Source organism: Azospirillum brasilense, from assembly GCF_007827815.1.
Classification (GTDB): Bacteria; Pseudomonadota; Alphaproteobacteria; order Azospirillales; family Azospirillaceae; genus Azospirillum; species Azospirillum brasilense_C.
In genome coordinates this window covers 201,962-222,823 of record NZ_VITH01000009.1, presented here as the reverse complement: position 1 = coordinate 222,823, position 20,862 = coordinate 201,962, and the positions used below count along the sequence as shown (strand labels likewise).

Here is a 20,862-nt window from a genome sequence, read left to right as displayed (position 1 = left end):
CTTCAGGGGGCGATCCCAGCAATGCGACACTCTGAAGCAGGCTTTGATGGGCCTCAGATGATCACGCCGGCGGTGGCGGGGGGCAGGACCAGGGCGTCGGCCAGGATCTCCAGCGCGCGGCGGGTCTCGTCGCGGTCGAGCGGGGCGCCCAGGCAGAAGCGCAGGGCCGCGGGCACGTCCGGCGTGGTGGCGAAGGCCTCCGCGGCCACCGCCGAGATGCCCCGGCTGCGCAGATGGGCGGTGAACTCCCCGCCGGCCCAGCCGTCCGGCAGGGTGAGCCAGAGGTGGAAGGCCTCGCGCTTGGTGACGATCCGCTCCGCCGGCAGGAGCGATTCGGCGAGCGCCCGGCGGGCCATGGCCTCCGCCCGGATGGCGTCGCGCACGGCTTCGGCGGTGCCGTCGGCGATCCACAGCCGGGCGATGGCGGCGGACAGCGGGGCGGCGATCAGCGTGGTCGCCCGCTGCGCCACCGCCACCCGGCGGGCCTGCCGGGCGTCGGGCGCCGCCACATAGGCGATGCGCAGCGCCGGGGACACGCATTTGGCAAGCCCGGCGACGTGGTAGGCCAGCTCCGGCGCGAAGGCGGCGAGCGGCGGCGGCGCCGATTCCGGCAACGGGCCGTAGATGTCGTCCTCGATCACCGGAACGCCGTGCTCGCGCAACGCCGCGACGACCGCCCGCCGCCGCTCCTCCGGCATGGTCGCGGTGGTCGGGTTGTGGAAAGTCGGGATGCAGTAGAGCGCCTTGGGCCGGTGCTCGGCCAGCGCGGCGCGCAGCGCGTCGGGGTCGATGCCGTCCGCGTCCATCGGGACGCCGACCACCCGCAGCCCGAGCTGGGCCGCGGCGGCGCGGAAGCCGGGATAGGTCAGCGCCTCCGCGCAGACCGTATCGCCGGGGCGGGCCAGGGCGGAGAGCAGGGCGAGCAGGGCGGCCTGCGTGCCGGGCGCCACCAGCACCCGCTCCGCCGTCAGGCCGGGCAGGCGGTGGCGCAGCCAGCGCACCGCCGCTTCGCGGTCGTCCGGGCTGTCGGCCCCGTCCGGGTAACGCAGCAGGTCCGGCAAGCCCAGAGCCGCCGTGGCCGCAGCGACCCCGCGGGTCATGCGGGCGGTGAGGGAGGCGGAGTCCTCCGGCTGCGGCGGCTGGTTCATCGCCATGCTGACGGCCAGCGGCACGGTGCCCGCGGTGGTGTGCGGCTCCGCGGCGAAGGGCGGGGGAACATGGCTGGTCTTGCGCACGAAGGTGCCCTGCCCGACCCGCGCGTCGACCAGCCCGCGGTGGCGCGCCTCCCCATAGGCGCGGCTGACGGTGGTGAAGTCGATGCCCAGCCGGTCGGCCAGGATCCGCTGCGGCGGCAGCCGGTCGCCGGGCCTCAGCCGCCCCGCCCCGATGTCCGCCGCGATGGCGTCCGCGATGGCGATGTAGACGGGCCGGCTGCGGTCCTCCAGGGACGGCGCCCAATCGACGGCCTGGGCGGCGGGGAGGGAGGAGGTTTGGGGGGTGGAAAACGGTGGCATGGCGATCCTTGCAGGGAGACGGGGCACTCCCTTCCAGACATTACACCCCGCATTGTATGGATTGTCAATGTGCGCGACACGGCAACGCGCCCGCCGAGTCCAGCGCCGCATTGGTGCGGACGGCCTTGATCAGGTCACGCGTCAACGTTCGGTGCGGGCGTGGAGCGGAAGGCCGCGCCGGTTGCGGCGCCCTTCCGTGTGAGGCGCTCCGGTTCGTAAACCATGCCGGCCGCCTCCTCGCCCATCACACGGATGGCCTTGCGGAGCATGAGGCGGGTTTCGACGATGTCGGAGTCGTGGCGCTCGCGGCGGTTCATCACGAAGCGGCAGCCCTCCGACAGCGGGGCAAACGTGCCGTCCGGTCTGGAGTCGCGCGGCATCGGATGCATGGGACCTCCTTTCCTCCCATCACGATAACAGGCTCCACAGCCAAAGCGTGCACAGAAAAAAGGCCACCGGGGTGGTCCCCGATGGCCTTCGAGTCTAGGGAGGAAACGTCCAGGACGTCGCACCAGCCGCCGCAACGGCGGCCCACAACGCTTGAACACAAGAAGAAACATACTAGTATATTACTACGAACGCAAGTGCGAAATCGGGGATGGCAACCCTTTTCCCCGTGCATTTTCGGTGGCGCCCTCCCGATGCGCCACACCACACCATCCCGCCGGAGCGACGGGATGGCGCGGTGCTCGCGGGATCAGCCGCTGTTGCGCAGGCCGGCGGCGACGCCGTTGATCGACATCAGGATGCCGCGCCGCACCCGCTCGTCGCTGCTGCCGGCGCGGTGGCGCCGCAGAAGCTCGACCTGGACGTGGTTCAGCGGGTCCATGTAGGGGAAGCGGTTGCGGATCGACCGCGCCAGCAGCGGGTTCTCGCCCAGCAGCTCGTCATGGCCGGCGATGGCCAGCAGATGACGGCGGGTGCGCTGCCACTCCTCGCGGATGCGGCCGAAGATGCGCTCGCGCAGCTCAACGTCCTCCACCAGCTCGGCGTAGCGCGAAGCGATGGCGAGGTCGCTCTTGGCCAGCACCATGTCCATGTTGGACAGCAGCGACTTGAAGAAGGGCCAGGCGCGGTTCATGCGCTGGAGCAGGGCCAGCCCGTCCGGCTCCTCCTTCAGCCACGCCTCCACGGCGCTGCCGAAGCCGTACCAGCCCGGCAGCATCAAACGGCATTGCGCCCAGGAGAAGACCCAGGGAATGGCGCGCAGGTCCTCGATGCGGTCCGACTTGGTGCGCGAGGCCGGGCGGCTGCCGATGTTCAGCGTGGCGATTTCCGAGATCGGCGTCGCCGTGCGGAAATACTGGGTGAAGCCCGGCGTCTCGTAGACCAGCCCGCGGTAGGCGCCGAAGGCCAGCTCCGACAGCCGCTCCATCGCCGCGTAGAAGGACTCCGCCGGCTCGACGCGGTTCTCCAGGTCGAGCAGCGTGGCCTCCAGCGTCGCCGCGGTCAGGACTTCCAGGTTGCGCTGCCCGACCTCGGGGCGCCCGTACTTCGACGCGATGACCTCGCCCTGCTCGGTGATGCGGATCTGGCCCGACACCGCGCCGGTCGGCTGGGCCAGGATGGCCTGATAGCTGGGGCCGCCGCCGCGGCCGACCGAGCCGCCGCGGCCGTGGAACAGCCGCATGCGCACGCCGTGGCGGTCGAACAGCTTCGCCAGCTCGATCTCCGCCTTGTACAGCTCCCAGCCGGAGGTCAGGAAGCCGCCGTCCTTGTTGCTGTCCGAATAGCCGAGCATCACCTCCTGCTCGTCCCCGCGCGAGGTGACCAGGGCGCGGTAGGCGGGCAGGGTGAACAGCCGCTCCATCGTCGCCGGGGCCTGCCGGAGATCCTCGATGGTCTCGAACAGCGGGACGATGTTGAGGCCGAGCGCCGGCTCGCCGCCCGCCTCCGGGCGCAGCAGGCCGGATTCCTTGAGAAGCAGCGCGACCTCCAGCAGGTCGGACGCGCCGTCCGTCTTGGAGATGATGCTGTTCGGCAGGGCGGCGGGTCCGTAGGTCTCGCGCAGCTGGCGGGCGGCGAAGAAGATCGCCAGCTCGCCCGCCGTCTCCTCCGAATAGGCGTGGTAGGGCGAGTGGAGCGGGCGCGGGCTCTGGATTTCCTCGGCCAGCAGGGCGATGCGCTCGTCCTCCGACAAGGCGGCGTAGTCGGCGCAGCGCCCGGCGACGGCCAGCAGCTCCGCCACCGTGCGCTGGTGGACGTCGGAGTTCTGGCGCAGGTCGATGGGCGCCAGATGGAAGCCGAAGGTCTTCACCGCGATGATCAGGCGGCGCAGCCGCCCGGCGGCCAGACGGCCCGCCCCGTGGGCCTTCAGCGAGGCGGCCAGCACCTCCAGGTCGGCCAGCAGCTCGGCGCTGGTGGCATAGGGATCGCCCTTGCCGACCGCGTTGCGCAGCGCCTCATGCTGGTCGAGCGTGCGCGAGGTCGCCGCCAGACGGGCGTAGATGCCGGTCAGGGCGCGGCGGAACGGTTCGTCGGCGCGGTGCGGCGAATGGTCGGGCGAGCGCTTGGCCAGGTCCTCCAGCTCCGGAGAGGTGCCGAGCAGCAGCTCGGACAGCGGCAGTTCGCCGCCCAGCTCGTGGATCTCGGTCAGATAGTGGTCGAGCGCGGCGGTCGATTGCAGGCGCATCGCCTCCCGCAGGATCGGTGCCGTGACGAAGGGGTTGCCGTCGCGGTCGCCGCCGATCCAGGAACCGATGCGGAAATAGGGCGGCAGCGACCACTCCCGCTCGGGGAAGCGCTTGGCCAGCAGATCCTCGAAGCGGCAGAACAGCTTCGGCAGCTCGGAGAAGAAGGTGTCGGTGTAGTAGGAGATGCCGTTCTTCACCTCGTCGATCACGGCGAGGCGCTGAGGGCGCAGCATGCGGGTGCGCCACAGGGTCAGGATGGCCTCCTGCAGCGCGTCCATGTTGGCCTCCGCCTCCTCCGGCGTCAGGCGGGACCGGTCGCGGGTGTCGAGCAGGGACGCCACCTTGTGCTCCAGCGCCAGGATGCTCTTGCGCTGGACCTCGGTCGGGTGGGCGGTCAGCACCGGGCTGACCTGGGCGATGTCCAGCATGCCGGCCAGCCGGTCCGGGTCGACGCCGGCGGCCTCCAGCCGCTCCAGCGCGTAGGGCAGGGTGCCTTCGCGCGCCGGCGAGCCGGCGATGGCGTGGTCGCGGGTGCGCCGGATGTGGTGCTGGTCCTCGGCGATGTTGGCGAGGTGCAGGAAGTAGGAGAAGGCGCGCACCACCGACATCATCGTGTCGCGCGGCAGGCCGTTCAGGATCTCGGCCATCTCGCGGCGGGCGGAGTCGTCGTCGTCGCGGTTGAAGCGCACCGAGGCCTGGCGCACGCTCTCGATGACGCCGTAGACGCCGTCGCCTTCCTGCTCGCGCACCGTGTCGCCGAGCAGGCGGCCGAGCAGGCGGATGTCCTCGCGCAGCGGGAAATCCTTGTCGTCGATGCCGGTGTCGGTGCCGGTATCGATGGTGTTGGCCGGAGCGTCGGGACGGAGGGCGGCGTCGGTGGTCATCGTGGGTCGCTCCGGCTGTGCGAAGGTGGAACCGTCGAAAGGATCGGCGTGCAACTGTAAAGCAGTTTGCTGCACCCGCTAAAGCCCTTTTTCCCTTGTGGGAGAACGGCTTCGGCACGGTTGCGGACGCCGCCGCCCGGGGGCGACGGTTGCGCTGCGGCGTACGCACAGATCTATCACTTGGCGGAAGGGCCCGCCACGATGGCGCGCGATCCTTCCGCCATGCGGTGACGGCTGCTGGTCAGCGTCGCATTTATACTAGTATATCAAATCCGCTGGCAAGGCTCGAGCCTGGGACCGGCGGCGTGTTCAGGGCACGCCGAACCGACCCGCCGGCAGCCCGGCGACTCCGGGCGTGCAGGCGAACAGCCCGCCGGCCAGCGGTTCCCCGGCCGGCGCGTCCTGGCTGGTGGCAGCGGCGGTGGTGATGAACAGCCGGTCCAGCCCCGGCCCGCCGAAGGCGCAGGAGGTCACGTTGGACACCGGCAGCCGCACCACCCGGTCCAGCGTCCCATCGGGCCGGAAGCGGCTGACCCGCCCGCCGCTCCAGTGGGCGACCCAGAGATAGCCCTCGGCGTCGCAGGTCATGCCGTCGGGATAACCATCGTCCTCGCCGAAGCGGATGTGGGCGCGCTTGTCGGACAGTGAACCGTCCCCGGCCAGGGTGAAGGCGAAGATGGTCCGGGACGGGCTGTCGGTGTGGTAGAGCGTCCGGCCGTCCGGGGACAGGGCCGGGCCGTTGCTGACCGTGTAGCCCTCGTCCACCCGCGCCACGGAACCGTCATCCGGCCCGACGCGGTAGAGGGCGCCGGAGGCTTCCTGTTCCGCGTCGTCCATGCTGCCCACCCACAGCCGGCCCGCCGCGTCGGCCATGGCGTCGTTCAGCCGGTTGCCGGGCCTGTCCTCCTCCAGCCGCAGCAACTCGGCTCCGACCGAGAGCCGGTCGCCGTCGAGCGTCAGGCCGACCAGCCGGCGGGAGCGCAGCCCGGCGACGAAGCCGGCGCCGTCCGCCCGCTCGACCAGCCAGCAGGCGGCCTCCTCCAGCGGCCAGGAGCGCCCCTGGCCGTCGGCGGGGGTGTAGCGCAGCAGGCGCGACCCGCGGATGTCCACGGCGAACAGGGCGGCGCGCGAGGGCGACCAGACCGGCCCCTCGCCGAGCTGCGCGCCCGCCTCCCAGACACAGTGAGCGTCCATGGTCCGGTCTCCTTGCTGTTGCTGTCCCGCGCGGTGCCGCGGGTCTTTTCGTCACAGGTCCAGGGTGGCTTTCGCGGCAAGTCTTTTGCAGCGTTCCGGCGCGGGAAGTGGCAAAAAGAGCGCGTGGCGTTCGCCGGTCCCATGCCCATATGGGGCTTGGCCGAACGATCGAACCGACGTTTGAACCAAAGTTTCAAGGCAGTATTTTTCCGAGGGAGGAATTCACCCATGTCTGCCCCGACCCGACTGAAGCCCGGCGTCGTGACCGGAGAGGACTACCGCGCGCTGATCGCCGCCTGCCAGGACGGCGGTTACGCTCTGCCGGCGGTCAACGTGGTCGGCACCAACGGCATCAACGCCGTCCTCGAGGCGGCGGCGAAGAACCGCTCCGACGTGATCGTGCAGCTCTCCAACGGCGGCGCCCGCTTCTACGCCGGCGAGGGCATGAAGGACGCGCTCCAGGCGCGCATCCTCGGCGCCGTGTCGGCGGCCCAGCACGTCCATCTGCTGGCCGAGCAGTATGGCGTCTGCGTCGTCCTGCACACCGACCACGCCAACAAGGGCCTGATCCCCTGGGTCGAGGGCATGATCGACCACGGCGAGGAGCATTTCCGCCGCACCGGCCGCCCGCTGTTCAGCTCGCACATGCTCGACCTGTCGGAGGAGTCGCTGGACTTCAACCTGTCGGAATGCGCCCGCGTCCTCAAGCGCCTCGCCCCGCTGGGCATGAGCCTGGAGATCGAACTGGGCGTGACCGGCGGCGAGGAGGACGGCATCGGGTCGGAGGACCTGGACGCCGCCAACAACGCCCACCTCTACACCCAGCCGGAAGACGTGCTGCGCGCCTATGAGGAGCTGTCGCCCATCGGCCACTTCTCGGTCGCGGCCTCCTTCGGCAACGTGCACGGCGTCTACGCGCCGGGCAACGTCAAGCTGCGTCCGGAGATTCTCGGCGCCTCGCAGGCGCTGGTGGCGGAGCGTCACGGCGGCGGCGCCAAGCCGCTGGCCCTGGTGTTCCACGGCGGTTCGGGGTCGGAGAAGGAGAAGATCGCCCAGGCGGTCGGCTTCGGCGTGTTCAAGATGAACATCGACACCGACACCCAGTTCGCCTTCGCCGAGTCCATCGGCGGCTTCGTGCTGGAGAACGAGGCGGCCTTCCGCCATCAGATCGACCCGCAGTCGGGCAAGCCGCTGAAGAAGCTGTACGACCCGCGCAAGTGGCTGCGCCTGGGCGAGCAGGGCATGGTCCGCCGCCTGGACGAGGCCTTCGCCGATCTGGGCGCTTCCGGCAAGTCGCTGGCCGGCTGATCCGTCGGGGATTGGGGGTGGGGGGCCGTCATGGCCGCCCCCCCCCTACGCCGACGGCACCACCCCGATCACCGGCTCCGGCGGCGTCGTGACCGCCGCCGGAGCCGGGGTTGGAGTCAGAACCGGCGTCGGTGGCGCCGCGAAATCCACGGCCAGCTGATCGACCGTCATCGATCCGGCGCCCGCCGCGACCTCGGCGCCGAACTGGAAGCCAAGAACCCAGTCCGTCTCGCTGACGATGCCACGGGTCTGAAGCTCGTCCAGCAGCCCGTCCAGGTCCAGCGTTCCGGCCAGCCGGTCGTCGCCGTATTGCAGGACCGTGTATTCCCAGTCGATCGGGTTGCCGTCGACCCCGCCGCTGAACACCGGCTTGTTCCACAGCGTGGCGTCCCCCTGCGCGTCGGTCAGCGTCGCGACCGGCTCCCCGGCGGGGGTGAAATAGCCGCTGTGCAGCCACACCATCACCTCGTCGGTCACCCCCTCGATCCCCTTGTTCGGGTCGTCGCCGATCCACAGGCTGACGGCAACGTTGTAGAGGTTCGGGGGACCGGTCAGGCCGACCTTGTAGGTCACGTCGAAATTCGGCAGGTCGGCGATCCGCGCCGGCAGGACCGTGCTGGTGGACGGCGCGCCGTTCCACGGATTGATCCCGTGGGTCAGCTCCGGGTAGGCCCGCACCGGGTAATTCTCGTAGGTCAGGGCGCGCCGGCTGTCGTAGGGCCAGTTCCAACTGATCACCGTCCCGTTCGGGAAGGTCGCCTCATCGATGGCGATGGACTGGGTGAAGTCCTTGCCGTTGCGGTAGCCGCCCGGATTCCAGACGTTGCTGCTGGCCGCCCAGCCGCCCGCCTCCAGGCGGTCGGCGCTTCCCGTCAGCGTCGTGGTCATGGTGGGTCCCCGCTCCGTCCTGTTCTGTCCGGCGTCGGGGCTTCAACACGGGCGGGCGGCGATGATCGCGGTGGCGGTCAGCCCCCCAGGGACAGCCGGCGGTCAATGTCGCGGGCGAGCCGATCCATAGGGCTCGTCGGCTCGATAACGTCGCGCCACTTGTTGTGCCAATGGAAGCAGAAGGCGCCGGGGAAGAAGCTGTCGAGGTCGAAGGCGACCGGCGACGCCCTCATGAAATCCTTGAAGTGCAGAACGGGATTATCGATCCACCCGGCGTCGAACCAGGGGCACGGCAGCACGAGGATGTCCAACGGCGTGTCGTAGACCAGGCCGGCCTGCTGGAAGCCCCAGCCGCGGCCGCGGTTCCGGATGAACGCGATGTTGCCCTTCATCGCCTCCGACCGCGGCGTCGGGGAGATGTAGAGCGCGCCGTTGGGATAGCTCTGCCGCTCCCAGCGGTAGGCCAGGATCTTGCCGGGAAACTGGTTCAGGAGGGGTGTGACGCTCCGCAGGAACAGGCAGTCGAGGTCGAACCACACGCCGCCGTGTTTGTAGAGCAGGATGTAGCGGACGATGTCGGAATAGAAGGACGCGTCGAGCGACCGCCCGAAATCATAGCCTTCAAGAAAGGTCCCGCGGCATTCGTCGCGCTCGGAGAAGGCACGGATCTCCGCGTATTTTGCGATTTCATTCCGATACGCGTTGTCGACGCCGTTCTGCGTCCAGACGATGATCCTGTTTGCCTTGCCGCGCACATTGAACAGATGGCAGCTTTTCACCGAAATCAGGTGCTTCTCGTTCAGCGCGCCGTCCCAATAGGCATGGAAGGTGAGCGGTTCGGCCGGAGGCGTTTCGTCCTTGATGAGCTTGGCGACTTCGAGCGAGAGAAGTTCGTCGGAGAAGTCCTCCGGCGCGAATCGCAGCACTTCCATCGATGGACCCTTCACGACGCCGTTCGCGGGGGAGGTTCCCGGCGAACGCCGTTATGCACCAGGTCCGGCGCTCCAGGCAACCGGCCCCCCGGGCGGAAGGAGGGCGCCCGGGGGACCGGACACCCGCCTCGCCGCCGAAGCGGTCACTTGCCCTTGCGGGTCAGCAGGAAGGCGAAGACGCCGATGGTCACGACGAACACGCTGAGGGCGCCGACCAGGGCGATGTAGGTGGTGGTGTCGAAGTTCATGGCACGCTCTCCTTGGTGGACGAGGAAGAGGGGATCAGGGACCGAGGAAGACGGTCTCGTGCTGGACGGTCAGCCCGTCCGGCTGGCGGGTGACGACGAAGGCCGTTGGGGTCGAGGGCTGGCGCAGCGCCCCCTGCGGCACGCGGACCAGCACGCGGTGGGTCGCCACGCTGTCGGGATCGGCCTGGACCAGGACGGAGCCCTCCGCCGCCTCGCCCTCGCCGCCGGCCACCGACAGGACGGCGCCGGGAAGCCCGCTGAAGGACAGGCGGTAGGTCTGGGCCTCCCGAGTCATGTTCAGAACCTTGACCGTGTAGGCGTTCTGGACGTCGCCGTTGGACAGGGTGACGAACAGCGGCGCGCGGTCGCGCAGGATGTTCACGTCCACCTTCGGCGTCAGCACCAGCCCGGCGGCCATCATCCCGCCGACGACGGTCAGCAGCAGCGCGTAGATGATGGTGCGCGGGCGGATCGGCTTGAAGGCCGGCTTGGCGCCGTTGGCCCGCGCGATCTGGGCGTTCAGGGAATCGAAGCGGACCAGATCGCCGGGCCGCCCGATCTTCGCCATCACGTCGTTGCAGGCGTCCACGCACAGGCCGCAGCCGATGCAGGCGAGCTGCGGGCCGTTGCGGATGTCCACCCCGGTCGGGCAGACATGGACGCAGGCCCCGCAGTCGATGCAGTCGCCCAGCCCCGCCGCCCGGCGCTCCTCCCAGCTTTGCGAGCGCTTCAGGTGGCCGCGGCCCTCGCCGCGCCAGTCCTCATAGGTGACGGTCAGGCTCTCCTCGTCCTGCATCGCCGCCTGGAAGCGCGGCCAGGGGCACATGTAGATGCACACCTGCTCGCGCGCGTGGCCGGCCAGCAGATAGGTGGTCGCGGTGAACAGCCCGATGAACAGCAGCACGCTTGAGGACGCCTCGAACCGCAGCATCTCCAGCGCCAGGGTCGGGGCGTCGTTGAAGTAGAAGACCCAGGCGCCGCCGGTCAGCAGCGCGATCAGCAGCCACGCGGCGTGCTTGGCCGCCTTCCTGCCCAGCTTGGCCGGCGACCAGGGGGCGTTGTCGAGGCGGATGCGGTCGCCGCGGTCGCCCTCGATCCGGCGCTCCACCCACAGGAACAGGTCGCTCCACACCGTCTGCGGGCAGGCGTAGCCGCACCAGACGCGGCCGGCCAGTGCGGTCGCCAGGAACAGGCCGATGGCCCCCAGGATCAGCGCGCCGGTCAGGTAATAGACCTGCTGCGGCCACAGCTCGATGAAGAAGAAGTACAGGCGGCGGCCCGGCATATCCACCAGCACTGCCTGGTCCGGCGCGTTGGGGCCGCGATCCCAGCGAATCCAGGGGGTGACGTAGTAAAGGCCGAGCAGAAGGATCAGCGTCAGCCATTTCAGCCGGCGGAAGGCGCCGGCGACCGACTTCGGGTAGATCTTGTTGTGCTTGGCGTAGAGGCCGCCCTTGCGCGCGGGGTCCGCGGGGTGCGTGGCGGTCTGCCGGTCGGTGGTGGAAACGCTCATCATGCTCGTCCGTGGTTCGGCCCGTCCCCGCAGGCTAGCGGGACGGTGCGGCGGCGCCTTTGCGAATCCGCAAACGGCTGGGAGAGGGGCGTTCCATCACGGTATGGCTGCCGCGCCAAGATGCCGAAAAGTGGTTTTGCATTTGGCGCGAATGCCCATAGGATTTGCCGCTCGGAACGGTTTCCCGCAGAAGGCGGTGGTTGCATGGCGGATTTGCGCGTTCAGATGTCGGGGGATGGGCTGCTGTGCGTCGACGCCGCCCCCGGCGGCCGCACCGTGGTCCGGCCCTTCGGACCGGCGGGCCTCGCCCGGTTGACCGGCTGGTCGCGCGCCTACGGCACGCTGGTGCGGACGCGCGACCCGGACGGGCTGCCGGCTATCGGTCGGGAGATCGCCGCCTTTTTGAACGGCGGCGACCGTTGGCTGGACGCATGCATCGAGGGCAGCACCGGCCCGGTCACGCTGGAGGTCCTCGCCTCCGGCGCGCCGGACGAGGGCGCCCGGGCGTTGCTCGACGTGCCGTGGGAGTTGCTGACCCACCAGGGCTTCTTCCTGGCGGAGGACGCGCGGCGGCTGTTCCTCGTCGCCCGCCGGCTGGGCGGCGCGGCGGTGGCGGGGAGCGGAGATCCCCCGGCGTTCGGCGACATCGCCGCCCTGTTCATGGCGGCGGAGGTCGAGGGGCAGAAGGTTCTCGATTACGAGCGGGAGGAGCTGGCCTTCCTGGAGGCCACGCAGGGGCTTGGCGCCCATCTGTCGGTGGAGGAGAGCGGCAGTCTGGAGGGGTTGCGGCGGCGCCTGCGGCAATCGGCCCGCTGGGACGTGCTTCACCTCACCGGCCACGGCGACGTGGGGGAAGCGGAGCCGTTCCTGGCGCTGGAAACCCCGGAGGGCGGGCTGCACCGGGTGTCCCCCGGCGACCTGTGCGGAATCCTGGGCGATTCGCGGCACCGCCCGAAGCTGGTCTTCCTGTCGGCTTGCCGCACCGCGGAGCAGGCGGCGGGCGGCGCCGGGTCCTTCGTTCAGGCGCTGGTGCAGAGCGGGGTGCCCAACGCGCTGGGGTGGGATGGCTCGGTCCACGATCTGGACGCCACCCGCTTCGCCGCCCTGTTCTACGGCGAACTGGCCGGCGGGCAGAGCGTTGTCCACGCCGCCGCCGTGGCCCGGCGCGGCGTGCTGGCCGACCATCGGAGGGACCGGACCCAGGGCAGCCACTGGCATCTGGCGCGCGTCTGGCTCGGGCCGGGCGGCGGCGGGGCGCTGTGCGATCCCGCCCTGGACACGCGGGCCTTTCCGGAACGCAAGGCCGGCGCCTATCTCGACAAGGAGGAGCGGGTCAAGGTCGCGACCCCGGAGCAGTTCGTCGGCCGCCGCCGCTCCATCCAGGCGGCGTTCCGGGCCTGGGCGGGCGGCGCCACCGGCCTGCTGATCCAGGGCATGGGCAACCTCGGCAAGTCGAGCCTCGCGGAGCGCATCGCCGACCGGCTGAAGGACACCCACGCGGTGGCCGTCCTGTTCGAACGCTACGACGCCCACGCGGTGCTCCGCGCGCTGGTCGACGCCCTGCCGGAGGACGCCCAGCAAGGCGTTCTGGACGCCCATGAGGCGGACATCCTCCGCTCGCCCGCCGCGCTGAAGCCGGTCATCCGGAAACTGTTGAAGAATGACTTTAGCGGGCATGGCGGAACGCGCCCGGTGCTGCTGATCGTGGACGATCTGGAGCGATGCCTCGCCGACCCCCGGACGGACGAGGCCGCGACGCCCTTCCGCACGCCGGAGGCGGCGGCGGTCATGGCGGCCATCGTCGGCGCCTTCCGCGAGACCGGGCGGGCCACCAAATCGCGGTTGCTGATCACCAGCCGCTACAGTTTCGCTCTGGGCGACGCGACCGGCAAGGATCTGGCGGCGAGCCTGACGGCGGTCCCGCTGCCGCCGATGGACGAGGCGCAGCGCACCAAGCAGATGCGCGCCGCCGTCCGCATCAGGCACAAGGAGCGCCCCGCCGGGAAGGACCCCGCGCTGGACGCGCTGGAACAGCGGATTCGCGCGGTGGCGGGCGGCAATCCGGGATTGCAGGAAATCCTGACCCGCCCGCTGCTGGACATCGCCGACCCTGCCGCCGCCCGGGCCGCGGCGGAGCGGGCGGTGGCGGCGGTGGAGGGCTATCTGGACAGCGGCGCCGTGCCGGAGGGGGACAGCGCCGCCAAGGAGTTCTTCGACCGCGTGTCGCTGGGCGCCTGCCGCGCCATGCTGACCCCGAGCGAAGCCCGCCAGTTCGCCGCCGCGGCGCTGTTCGAGCGTCCGGTCCCCCGCACGGTCCTGGAGGCGGCGGGCACCGCCGCCACGGTCGCCAACCCGCGCGCGGCGGTGGAGCGGCTGCACGGGCTGGGGCTGCTCGACCGCTATGGCGGGGCGGGGGCGGACAGCGCGGTCAACCCGCTGGCCCGCCCGCTGGCGCCCGGGCTGTCGGAGGGGGATCAGGCGCATCTCGCGGCGGCGGTGGTGGGGCCGCTGCACGCGGCCTGGGTCGATGGGGATGGCGATCTGCCGTTCGATCCGCGCGCCGTGGAATTGGCCCGGCTGGCGTTGCTCGCGGGTGGGCCAGCGGGCATCCTGGACACGGCGGCTCATGAGGGGGGGCGGTACCTGTTCAACGGGATTCGCGAGGCAGAGCAGGCGTGGCAGTTGGTCGAGCAGGCGATCGGGCAACTGGACCACATGGGAGCCCCACCCAGCCTGCCGCTGCTGCGGCTCGGCGTGGAGTGCGCCGAACGTCTCGGAAAAGTTGAATATCAAGAAAATTTTCTCGCGCGGGCGACGGGGATGGCCGGCGCCGACCCGCGCACGGATGCGATGGTGTTGGTTAATTGGGCGAACCGCCTGATTCAGACCGGGCATGTGGAGAAAGCGGAGGGTCTGCTTCGGGACGCCGTGCAGCGCTTCGGATCGCTGGACGATGCGCGGTCGCGCGCTGCCATCATGGGCCGGATCGCCGACATCCTGACTGACCGTGGCGAAGTGGACGAGGCTTTGCGCATCCGGCGTGAGGTAGAGTTACCGGTATTCGAACGTTTGGGCGACGTACGGTCGCGCGCTGTCACCATGGGCCGGATCGCTGACGTTCTGACCGAGCGGGGCGAGATGGATGAAGCTCTTCGCATTCGGCGCGAGGAGCAGTTGCCGGTTTACGAGTATCTGGGAGATGTGCGTGAGTATGCCGCTACAATGGGCCGGATCGCCGACATCTTGGTCGGTCGAGGGGAGATCAATAAAGCACTGAGCATCCGATACGAAGAGCAACTGCCGATCTTTGAACGTCTGGGCGATGTGCGCTCGCGTGCTATTGCCATGGGCCAGATTGCCGACATCCTGACTATTCGCGGTGAGAAGGACGAAGCTTTGCGCATCCGGCGCGAAGAGGAACTGCTGGTTTATGAGCGTCTGGGCGATGTGCGGTCGCGCGCCGTTACTATGGGCAAGATCTCCGACATCCTGACCAGCCGTGGCGAGACGGACGAAGCTCTGCGCATCCTGCGTGAGGAGCAATTACCGGTTTTCGAGCGTCTGGGATATGTGGGAGACCGCGCCATCACCATGGGCCGTATCGCCGACATTCTTACCCGCTGTGGCGAGATTGACGAAGCTCTGCGCATCCGACGCGAAGAAGAACTACCGGTATTCGAGCGTCTGGGTAATGTGCGAGAGCGCGCCATTACCATGAGCAAGATTGCCGATATCCTGACCGGCCGCGGCGAGACGAACGAGGCTCTGCGCATCCGGCGCGAGGAGGAACTACCGGTGTTCGAGCGTCTGGGTGACGTTCGGTCATGTGCCATTACCATGAGTAAGATTGCCGATATCCTGACCAGCCGTGGCGAGATAGACGAAGCTTTGCGCATCCGACGCGAGGAAGAGCTGCCGGTATTCAAGCGTCTGGGCGACGTGCGGTCATGTGCCATTACCATGAGTAAGATCGCCGACATCCTGACCAGCCGTGGCGAGATAGACGAAGCTCTGCGCATCCGACGCGAGGAAGAGCTGCCGGTATTCAAGCTTCTGGGTGACGTGCGGTCATGTGCCATTACTATGGGAAGAATCGCTGATATCCTGACCAACCGTGGGGAAATAGACGAGGCTCTGCGCATTCATCTGGAAGAACGCTTGCCGGTCGCCCAGCGGCTTTGGGATATGGATAGTCTTGCCCATATCCGCTTCTCCTGCGCTTCCCTTCGCTTGGAGCGGGGAGGGCTGTACAACGGGGAGGCCGGTATGATCGCCGACGAGTTGGCGGAGAGCTACGCCCATAGCCGAAAGCTGGGGCGGGTCGATTTCATCGGGCCGGTCGGGGCGTTGCACGGCCAAGTTCTGGCGATGGATGGAAAAACCGACGAGGCCCTGCGCGTGCTCGACGAGGCGGAGGGGGCTTACGCCAAGCTCAAGGATGCCGACGGACTCGCCCATGTCCGTACACTTCAGGCAGAGATTCGAAAGGCCGCACCATGACCGTCACCATCCACATCGCCGGCCCCAATGCCGGCGCTCTCGCCATCGAGTTGGAGGCTTTCTTCGCGGAGGCGCTCGGTGCCGTGCCGGAGCGGCGGGGGGCGCCGGCGGCGGCGGGGACGCAGCGCGGCGATCTCGCCGATTACGCCGCCGTCGCCGCGCTGGTGCTGGCGCTGCCGGGGGCCATCACCGCGACGTTGGACCTCGCCGTCCGCGCCCGGCTGGCGGAGCGGGCCGACCGGCTGCTGGAGCGGCTGCGCGGGCTGGCGGGGGCCGGGGACAGCGTCAGCCTCTCCGCCGGGACGGCGCTGCCGCTCGACCTGACTCGCGCCGGGCGGGACGAGCTTCTCGACCGGCTGGAGCGGCCGACGGACACCGATTGAGAGCGCCGTCGCCGCCGCTCTCCCGCCCTTCGCCGCCGGCTCAGGGCAGCAAGATCGCCGACTGCCATTGCTGGAGGAAGCGCTCCCGCTTTAGCCGGTCGAGGAAGACCAGCAGGGCCGGGCTGAGGGCGATGGGGTGCAGCGGTGCCGCCGTGCTGGAGCGCAGGCCCGACGCCGACGCCTCCCGCTTGATGCCGGAGGAGATGGCGTAGAGGGCGGAGCGGTCGGCCACCACCTCCTGCCCGCGCGGCGACAGCAGATAGTCGATGAATTCCCCGGCGAGCTGCGGGCGGGGCGCCGTCCGGGGGATCACCGCGACGCGGGAGATGACCAGCGTGTAGTCCTCCGGCACCACGATGCCGATGGGCGCCCCGGCGGCGGCCCGCGCCCGCGCATAGGAGCCGAGGACGTTGTAGGCGATCAGCACCTCGCCGCGCTCCACCAGGTCGAGGATGTCGCCGGAGCAGCAGGCCAGCCGTGCCTGGGCGTTGCCCATAACCGCGACGAGCTGCCAGTACTGGCCGAACAGCAGGGCGTCGTGGGCGGCCAGCAGATAGCCGATGCCGCTGGTGGCGGTGTCGTAGGTGGCGACGCGCCGGCCGAAGCGCACCGGGTCGTCGCGCAGCAGCCGGATCAGCGCCGGGCGCGTGCGCGGCACCTCCGTGTCCGGCAGACGGTCGCGGTTGTAAGCGATCACCGCCGGCTCGAAGGTAAAGCCGAAGGCCTCGTCCCGCCAGTTCGCCCAGTCCGGCAGGGCATCCGTCAGGGCGGAGCGGTGGGGCTGGGTGTAACCGTCGTTGACCAGCTTCACCTGCAGGTCGGAGGCGGAGCTGATGAGCAGGTCGGGCGTCTCCGCCGTCGCACCATTGGTCGCCGCCCCCTTGGCCGGCGCGGCGACCGCCTCGGCGTAGAGGTCGGCGGTGTCCATGTCCTTGTACTCGATGGTGACGTCGGGGCGGAGCTGCTGGAAGTCGAGGACCAGCGGCTCGATGGCCTGCCGGTCGGTGGCGGAATGGATGCGCAGCCGCTCCCGTTCGCCGCCGGGGGCCGGGTAGGTGAGCAATTGCGCCGCCTGCGCGGACGGCGCCCAGGGGGACCACAGCAGGGCGCAGAGGACCAGCAGGGGAAGCAGCGCCCGCGCGGCCCCTCCTCCGCCCGCCGGGGTGGTGCCGCCCACCTCCGGGAAGTCGATGCGCGCGACCAGCCCGCCGCCGGGACGGTCGAGCAGCGTGAAGGCCGCCCCGTGCGCCTCCACCACCGAGGTGACGATGGCGAGGCCGAGCCCGCTGCCCGCCACCCCGGCGGCGGAGCTGCCGCGCCCGAACCGCTCCAGCACGCGGCGCTTCTCGGCGTCCGGCACGCCGGGGCCGCGGTCGGCGATCTCCACGCGCAGGCCGCGCCCGGCCGGCCGCGGGGTCAGCGTCAGGTCGATGGGGCCGGACGGGCCGGCGTACTTCACCGCGTTGTCCAGCAAATTGGTCAGCGCCTCGCGCAGGCTGATGGCGTCGCCGGGGACGGTGGCCGGCTCCGCCGCGCGGTCGATGTCCAGGCGGATCGCCGTGTCGCCGGCCACCGCGCGGGCGCGCTGGAACACCTGCTCCAGCAGGGCGCCGAGATCGACGTCCTCCGGCTTCAACGCCTCGCTGCGGTGGATCACCATGGCGTGGTTGAGGAGCTGGCTGGTCAGCTGGCTGGCCTCCACCGCGTTGCGGTGCACGCGCTGGGCGATGCGGTGGAGCGCGTCGGGATCATCCTCGTCGATGGCGAGTTCGGCCTGCAGGCGCAGGCTGGCCAGCGGCGTGCGGATCTGGTGGGCGGCGTCGGCCAGGAAGGTCTGCATGGTGTCGAGGTTGGATTGGAGCCGGGCCATGAGCTGGTTGATCGCCTGGACGAGCTGGGAGACCTCCTGCGGCGGCGGCATGGCGATGGGGGAGAAGTCGTGGGGCTGCCGCTCGCGGATCATCCGCTCCAGCGACCCCAGCGGGGCCAGCGCCTGCCGCACCCCGAACCAGATCAGCCCGCCCGCCGCGACGACGGTGAAGGCGATGGGCAGGAAGGCGTTCGCCAGGATGTCGCGGGCCAATGCCCCGCGCTCCTCCCGCGTCTGGGCGACGGCGATGGTGACCCAGCCGCCAAGCTCCGGCTGCGTGGCGAAGCGCTTCAGGACGGCGACGCGCACCGGCATGCCGCGGAAGCTGGCGTTCTCGAACCGCGTGGCGGACTCGCCGCCGGCCGCGCCGGCGACCCCAGTCTTGGCGGGAGCCACCGGCAGGTCATGGTAGCCGGTGACCAGTTCGCCGTCCGGGGCGGTGATCCGGTAGAACACGCGGTCGCGCCGCGCCTGGGCCAGGATGCCCAGCGAGGAGTAGGGCAGGTCGACGGAGAAGCGACCGTCCTCCACCCGCACCGTGTCGGAGATCGACAGGGCCGACGCCATCAGCAGCCGGTCGAAGGCGGCGTCGGCGGCGCGCTGGGCGTAGGCGCTGATGAACAGGAACAGCCCGGCGGTCAGGACGGCCAGCACGCCGAGCAGCCGGATGAACAGCCGCCGCCGCAGCGAGAATCCCTCAGCCTTCGGCACACACTTCCGCCACATACCCCAGCCCCCGAACCGTCCGGATCTCCACCGACGCGCCCTCCAGCTTGCGCCGGAGGCGGGAGACATACAACTCGATGGCGTTCAGCGCGGTCGGCTGGTCGAGGCTGAACAGCCGGTCCATCAGATCCTCCTTGGACAGGACGGTGTTCAGGTTGCTGAGGAACAGCTCCAGCAGGCGGAACTCGCGGCCCCCCAGATCGACGGGCCGGCCGTCGACCAGCACCTTCTTGGCCGCCGCGTCGAAGATCAGATTGCCGAACTGCGTGCGCGAGGAGGCGAGCCCGTGCGAGCGGCGCAGCAGGGCGCGGCAGCGGGCCTCCAGCTCCCGCAGGTCGAAGGGCTTCACGATGAAGTCGTCGGCGCCGAGGTCGAGCAGGTCGACCCGGACATTCACCTGGGAGCGGGCGGTCATCACCAGCACCGGCGTGGCGTCGCGGCGCTGGCGCAGGCGGTTCAGCAGGGTCTGCCCGTCCACCCCCGGCAGCATGATGTCGAGCAGGACGAGCTGGTACGCCTCCTGGCGCAGCAGCTCCTCCGCCTCGTCCCCGGTCGGCGCCCAGTCGACGGCGTAGCCCAGCTTGCGCAGCCGGTGGACGATGGCGTCGGCCAGATCCTCGGTGTCCTCGACGACGAGTATGCGCATGGTCCGTCTCCGGCCTTCATGCCCCCTCCCAGAGGAGAGAGGGGGCACGAATCCATGTATCAGTGCGCCATGAAGATGGGAAGGATGGGCGGCTCGCGCAGCACGTCGAGCGTCACGCCGCCCCACACCCGTTCGCGGACACGGCTGTGGCCGTAGGCGCCCATCACCAGCAGATCGCAGCCGGCCTCCGCCGCCGTCTCCTGCAAGGCCCGCCCGACCGCGCGGCCCGACGCCGCGACCCGGCGGATCGACACCGCGACGCCGTGCATGGCGAGGTAGGCCGACAGGCGGTCGGGGTCGGACGCGCGCCCGGGATCGGCGACCTCGGCCGACAGGATGACCGCCTTGCCGGCGCGCTGCAGAAGCGGCAGAGCCGCAGCGACCGCCCGCGCGGCGGCCGCCCCGCCGTCCCAGGCCACGGCGACCGCGGAGCCGACCGACGCCGGTTCGGCCGCCGGAGCCAGCAGCAGCGGGCGGCCGGAGCCGAACAGGGTCGCCTCGATGGCCGGACCCATGGCGTTGGTGCCATCGGAGGTCTGGGCGATCACCACCAGATCGGCGAGCCGCGCCTCCTCCGCCAGCGTCTCGGCCAGCGGGCCGGTCGCCTGCTGCCAGGAGGCGGTCGGACCCTCCGCGCCCGCGACGCCGCCGGTCAGGCTGTCCGCCTCGGCGGCGGCGAAGCGGCTGCGGAACTCCTCGAACAGCGCGTGGGCGGAATCGACCACCCGAGCCTGATCCTCCTGCCCGATGCGGATGAGCTGCTCGACCAGCGCCTTGGGGATCGCGGCGCTTTCGACGGAGGTGCGGATTTCGACCTGCGGCATGACGCTCAACCCCTCCACATGGGCGCGGAAGCGGTCGGCGAGCAGAAAGGCCGTGGCGATGGCGCGGCGGTCCAGCGGCCGCCCGGTCAGGGGAACGAGAACCTTCTTCATCATCGGAGTCGCTCCGTCACGAGAGCCAGGAGGTGTGCATGAGGACTTCGTTGCTGCCGCGCCAGATCATGTCGAGCGCCACATAGGTGATGATGGCGAGACCGACCCAGCCGATCCAACGATGCTTGTGCAGGACATGCGCGATCATGTTGGCCGCCGCCCCCATCAGCACGACGGAGAGCAGCAGGCCGATGACCAGGATGGTCGGGTGGTCCTTGGCCGCACCGGCCACCGCCAGAACGTTGTCGAGCGACATCGACACGTCGGCCACGACGATCTGCCAGATGGCCGCACCCACCGTGACGCCCCCGACCGCGGCACCAGCGGCGGTGTTTCCCGCCACGCCCACCGGCGCGTCGGGGGCGTCCATCGCCTCGTCGGGCGCCACCTCGTCCGAGCCGTGGGAGCGCAACTCGCGGAACATCTTCCAGCAGACCCAGAGCAGCAGCACGCCGCCGGCGAGCGTCAGCCCGATGATGGCGAGAAGCTGGGTGGTGATCAGCGCGAAGAAGATGCGCAGGACGATGGCGGCGCCGATGCCCCAGAAGATCACCTTGCGGCGCTGCGCCAGCGGCACCGCGGCGGCGGCCATGCCGACCACGATGGCGTTGTCGCCGGCGAGAACGAGGTCGATGGCGACCACCTGCCCGAGGGCGGCGAGCTGCGACCAGAGATCAACGCTTTCCAT

General features: G+C 70.1%; 14 protein-coding genes. 3 read left to right on the top strand and 11 right to left on the bottom strand.

The window, feature by feature from the left end; all coding sequences use genetic code 11:
• Positions 1-53: 53 nt before the first annotated feature.
• The 4 genes from FBZ83_RS20095 to FBZ83_RS20080 all read right to left on the bottom strand — a co-directional run bounded on the left by FBZ83_RS20095 (position 54) and on the right by FBZ83_RS20080 (position 6,225).
• Positions 54-1,514 carry a PLP-dependent aminotransferase family protein gene (locus tag FBZ83_RS20095; protein WP_145687375.1) on the bottom strand — a complete coding sequence of 487 codons (1,461 nt, stop codon included), beginning with the start codon at positions 1,512-1,514 and terminating at the stop codon, positions 54-56.
• A gap of 134 nt (positions 1,515-1,648) precedes the next feature.
• Positions 1,649-1,903: a hypothetical protein gene (locus tag FBZ83_RS20090; protein ID WP_186466140.1), complete on the bottom strand. Its 255-nt coding sequence runs from the start codon at positions 1,901-1,903 to the stop codon at positions 1,649-1,651.
• A gap of 308 nt (positions 1,904-2,211) precedes the next feature.
• Positions 2,212-5,031, bottom strand: a complete 2,820-nt coding sequence (gene ppc, locus FBZ83_RS20085; RefSeq protein ID WP_145687373.1) for a phosphoenolpyruvate carboxylase — start codon at positions 5,029-5,031, stop codon at positions 2,212-2,214.
• A gap of 309 nt (positions 5,032-5,340) precedes the next feature.
• Complete coding sequence (locus FBZ83_RS20080) at positions 5,341-6,225, bottom strand: SMP-30/gluconolactonase/LRE family protein (RefSeq protein WP_145687371.1); 885 nt, start codon at positions 6,223-6,225, stop codon at positions 5,341-5,343.
• Between the two features lie 228 nt (positions 6,226-6,453).
• Between FBZ83_RS20080 and fbaA the strand changes: the two genes are divergently transcribed.
• Positions 6,454-7,533 carry a class II fructose-bisphosphate aldolase gene (fbaA, locus tag FBZ83_RS20075; RefSeq protein WP_145687369.1) on the top strand — a complete coding sequence of 360 codons (1,080 nt, stop codon included), beginning with the start codon at positions 6,454-6,456 and terminating at the stop codon, positions 7,531-7,533.
• A gap of 45 nt (positions 7,534-7,578) precedes the next feature.
• Here fbaA and FBZ83_RS20070 read toward each other — a convergent pair whose 3' ends face one another.
• The 3 genes from FBZ83_RS20070 to ccoG form a co-directional block, all read right to left on the bottom strand.
• Positions 7,579-8,421 (bottom strand): GH12 family glycosyl hydrolase domain-containing protein, encoded by an 843-nt coding sequence (locus tag FBZ83_RS20070; protein ID WP_145687367.1) that lies wholly within the window; start codon positions 8,419-8,421, stop codon positions 7,579-7,581.
• A gap of 77 nt (positions 8,422-8,498) precedes the next feature.
• The gene (locus FBZ83_RS20065) at positions 8,499-9,353 is read right to left on the bottom strand and encodes a glycosyltransferase (RefSeq protein WP_145687365.1); all 855 of its coding nucleotides are present in this window, start codon (positions 9,351-9,353) and stop codon (positions 8,499-8,501) included.
• Between the two features lie 282 nt (positions 9,354-9,635).
• Complete coding sequence (gene ccoG, locus FBZ83_RS20060) at positions 9,636-11,114, bottom strand: cytochrome c oxidase accessory protein CcoG (RefSeq protein ID WP_145687363.1); 1,479 nt, start codon at positions 11,112-11,114, stop codon at positions 9,636-9,638.
• Positions 11,115-11,318: 204 nt separating this feature from the next.
• Here ccoG and FBZ83_RS20055 point away from each other — a divergent pair, with 204 nt between their 5' ends.
• Together FBZ83_RS20055 and FBZ83_RS20050 are read left to right on the top strand one after the other, a co-directional pair.
• Positions 11,319-15,614, top strand: coding sequence for a CHAT domain-containing protein (locus tag FBZ83_RS20055; RefSeq protein WP_145687361.1), 4,296 nt, complete (start codon positions 11,319-11,321; stop codon positions 15,612-15,614).
• A complete protein-coding gene (locus FBZ83_RS20050) occupies positions 15,611-15,997 on the top strand; it encodes a hypothetical protein (RefSeq protein ID WP_145687359.1) in 387 nt (128 codons plus the stop codon). Before FBZ83_RS20055 ends, FBZ83_RS20050 begins: the two co-directional genes overlap by 4 nt.
• Positions 15,998-16,037: 40 nt before the next feature.
• Here FBZ83_RS20050 and FBZ83_RS20045 read toward each other — a convergent pair whose 3' ends face one another.
• Genes FBZ83_RS20045 through FBZ83_RS20030 form a run of 4 tightly spaced genes read right to left on the bottom strand, consistent with a single transcriptional unit; the run spans position 16,038 to position 20,862 of the window.
• Complete coding sequence (locus FBZ83_RS20045; protein ID WP_145687357.1) at positions 16,038-18,578, bottom strand: sensor histidine kinase; 2,541 nt, start codon at positions 18,576-18,578, stop codon at positions 16,038-16,040.
• Complete coding sequence (locus FBZ83_RS20040; protein ID WP_145687355.1) at positions 18,565-19,239, bottom strand: response regulator transcription factor; 675 nt, start codon at positions 19,237-19,239, stop codon at positions 18,565-18,567. Before FBZ83_RS20040 ends, FBZ83_RS20045 begins: the two co-directional genes overlap by 14 nt.
• A gap of 59 nt (positions 19,240-19,298) precedes the next feature.
• Positions 19,299-20,177, bottom strand: a complete 879-nt coding sequence (locus tag FBZ83_RS20035) for a universal stress protein (protein ID WP_145687353.1) — start codon at positions 20,175-20,177, stop codon at positions 19,299-19,301.
• A 13-nt stretch (positions 20,178-20,190) separates the two neighbouring features.
• Positions 20,191-20,862, bottom strand: coding sequence for a TerC family protein (locus FBZ83_RS20030; RefSeq protein WP_145687351.1), 672 nt, complete (start codon positions 20,860-20,862; stop codon positions 20,191-20,193).

Bases quoted from the DNA above. Each gene is read 5' to 3' on its own strand.
- FBZ83_RS20095 (WP_145687375.1), bottom strand. From the start codon at position 1,514: ATGCCACCGTTTTCCACCCCCCAAACCTCCTCCCTCCCCGCCGCCCAG.
- FBZ83_RS20090 (WP_186466140.1), bottom strand. From the start codon at position 1,903: ATGCATCCGATGCCGCGCGACTCCAGACCGGACGGCACGTTTGCCCCG.
- ppc (WP_145687373.1), bottom strand. From the start codon at position 5,031: ATGACCACCGACGCCGCCCTCCGTCCCGACGCTCCGGCCAACACCATC.
- FBZ83_RS20080 (WP_145687371.1), bottom strand. From the start codon at position 6,225: ATGGACGCTCACTGTGTCTGGGAGGCGGGCGCGCAGCTCGGCGAGGGG.
- fbaA (WP_145687369.1), top strand. From the start codon at position 6,454: ATGTCTGCCCCGACCCGACTGAAGCCCGGCGTCGTGACCGGAGAGGAC.
- FBZ83_RS20070 (WP_145687367.1), bottom strand. From the start codon at position 8,421: ATGACCACGACGCTGACGGGAAGCGCCGACCGCCTGGAGGCGGGCGGC.
- FBZ83_RS20065 (WP_145687365.1), bottom strand. From the start codon at position 9,353: ATGGAAGTGCTGCGATTCGCGCCGGAGGACTTCTCCGACGAACTTCTC.
- ccoG (WP_145687363.1), bottom strand. From the start codon at position 11,114: ATGAGCGTTTCCACCACCGACCGGCAGACCGCCACGCACCCCGCGGAC.
- FBZ83_RS20055 (WP_145687361.1), top strand. From the start codon at position 11,319: ATGGCGGATTTGCGCGTTCAGATGTCGGGGGATGGGCTGCTGTGCGTC.
- FBZ83_RS20050 (WP_145687359.1), top strand. From the start codon at position 15,611: ATGACCGTCACCATCCACATCGCCGGCCCCAATGCCGGCGCTCTCGCC.
- FBZ83_RS20040 (WP_145687355.1), bottom strand. From the start codon at position 19,239: ATGCGCATACTCGTCGTCGAGGACACCGAGGATCTGGCCGACGCCATC.
- FBZ83_RS20035 (WP_145687353.1), bottom strand. From the start codon at position 20,177: ATGATGAAGAAGGTTCTCGTTCCCCTGACCGGGCGGCCGCTGGACCGC.
- FBZ83_RS20030 (WP_145687351.1), bottom strand. From the start codon at position 20,862: ATGGAAAGCGTTGATCTCTGGTCGCAGCTCGCCGCCCTCGGGCAGGTG.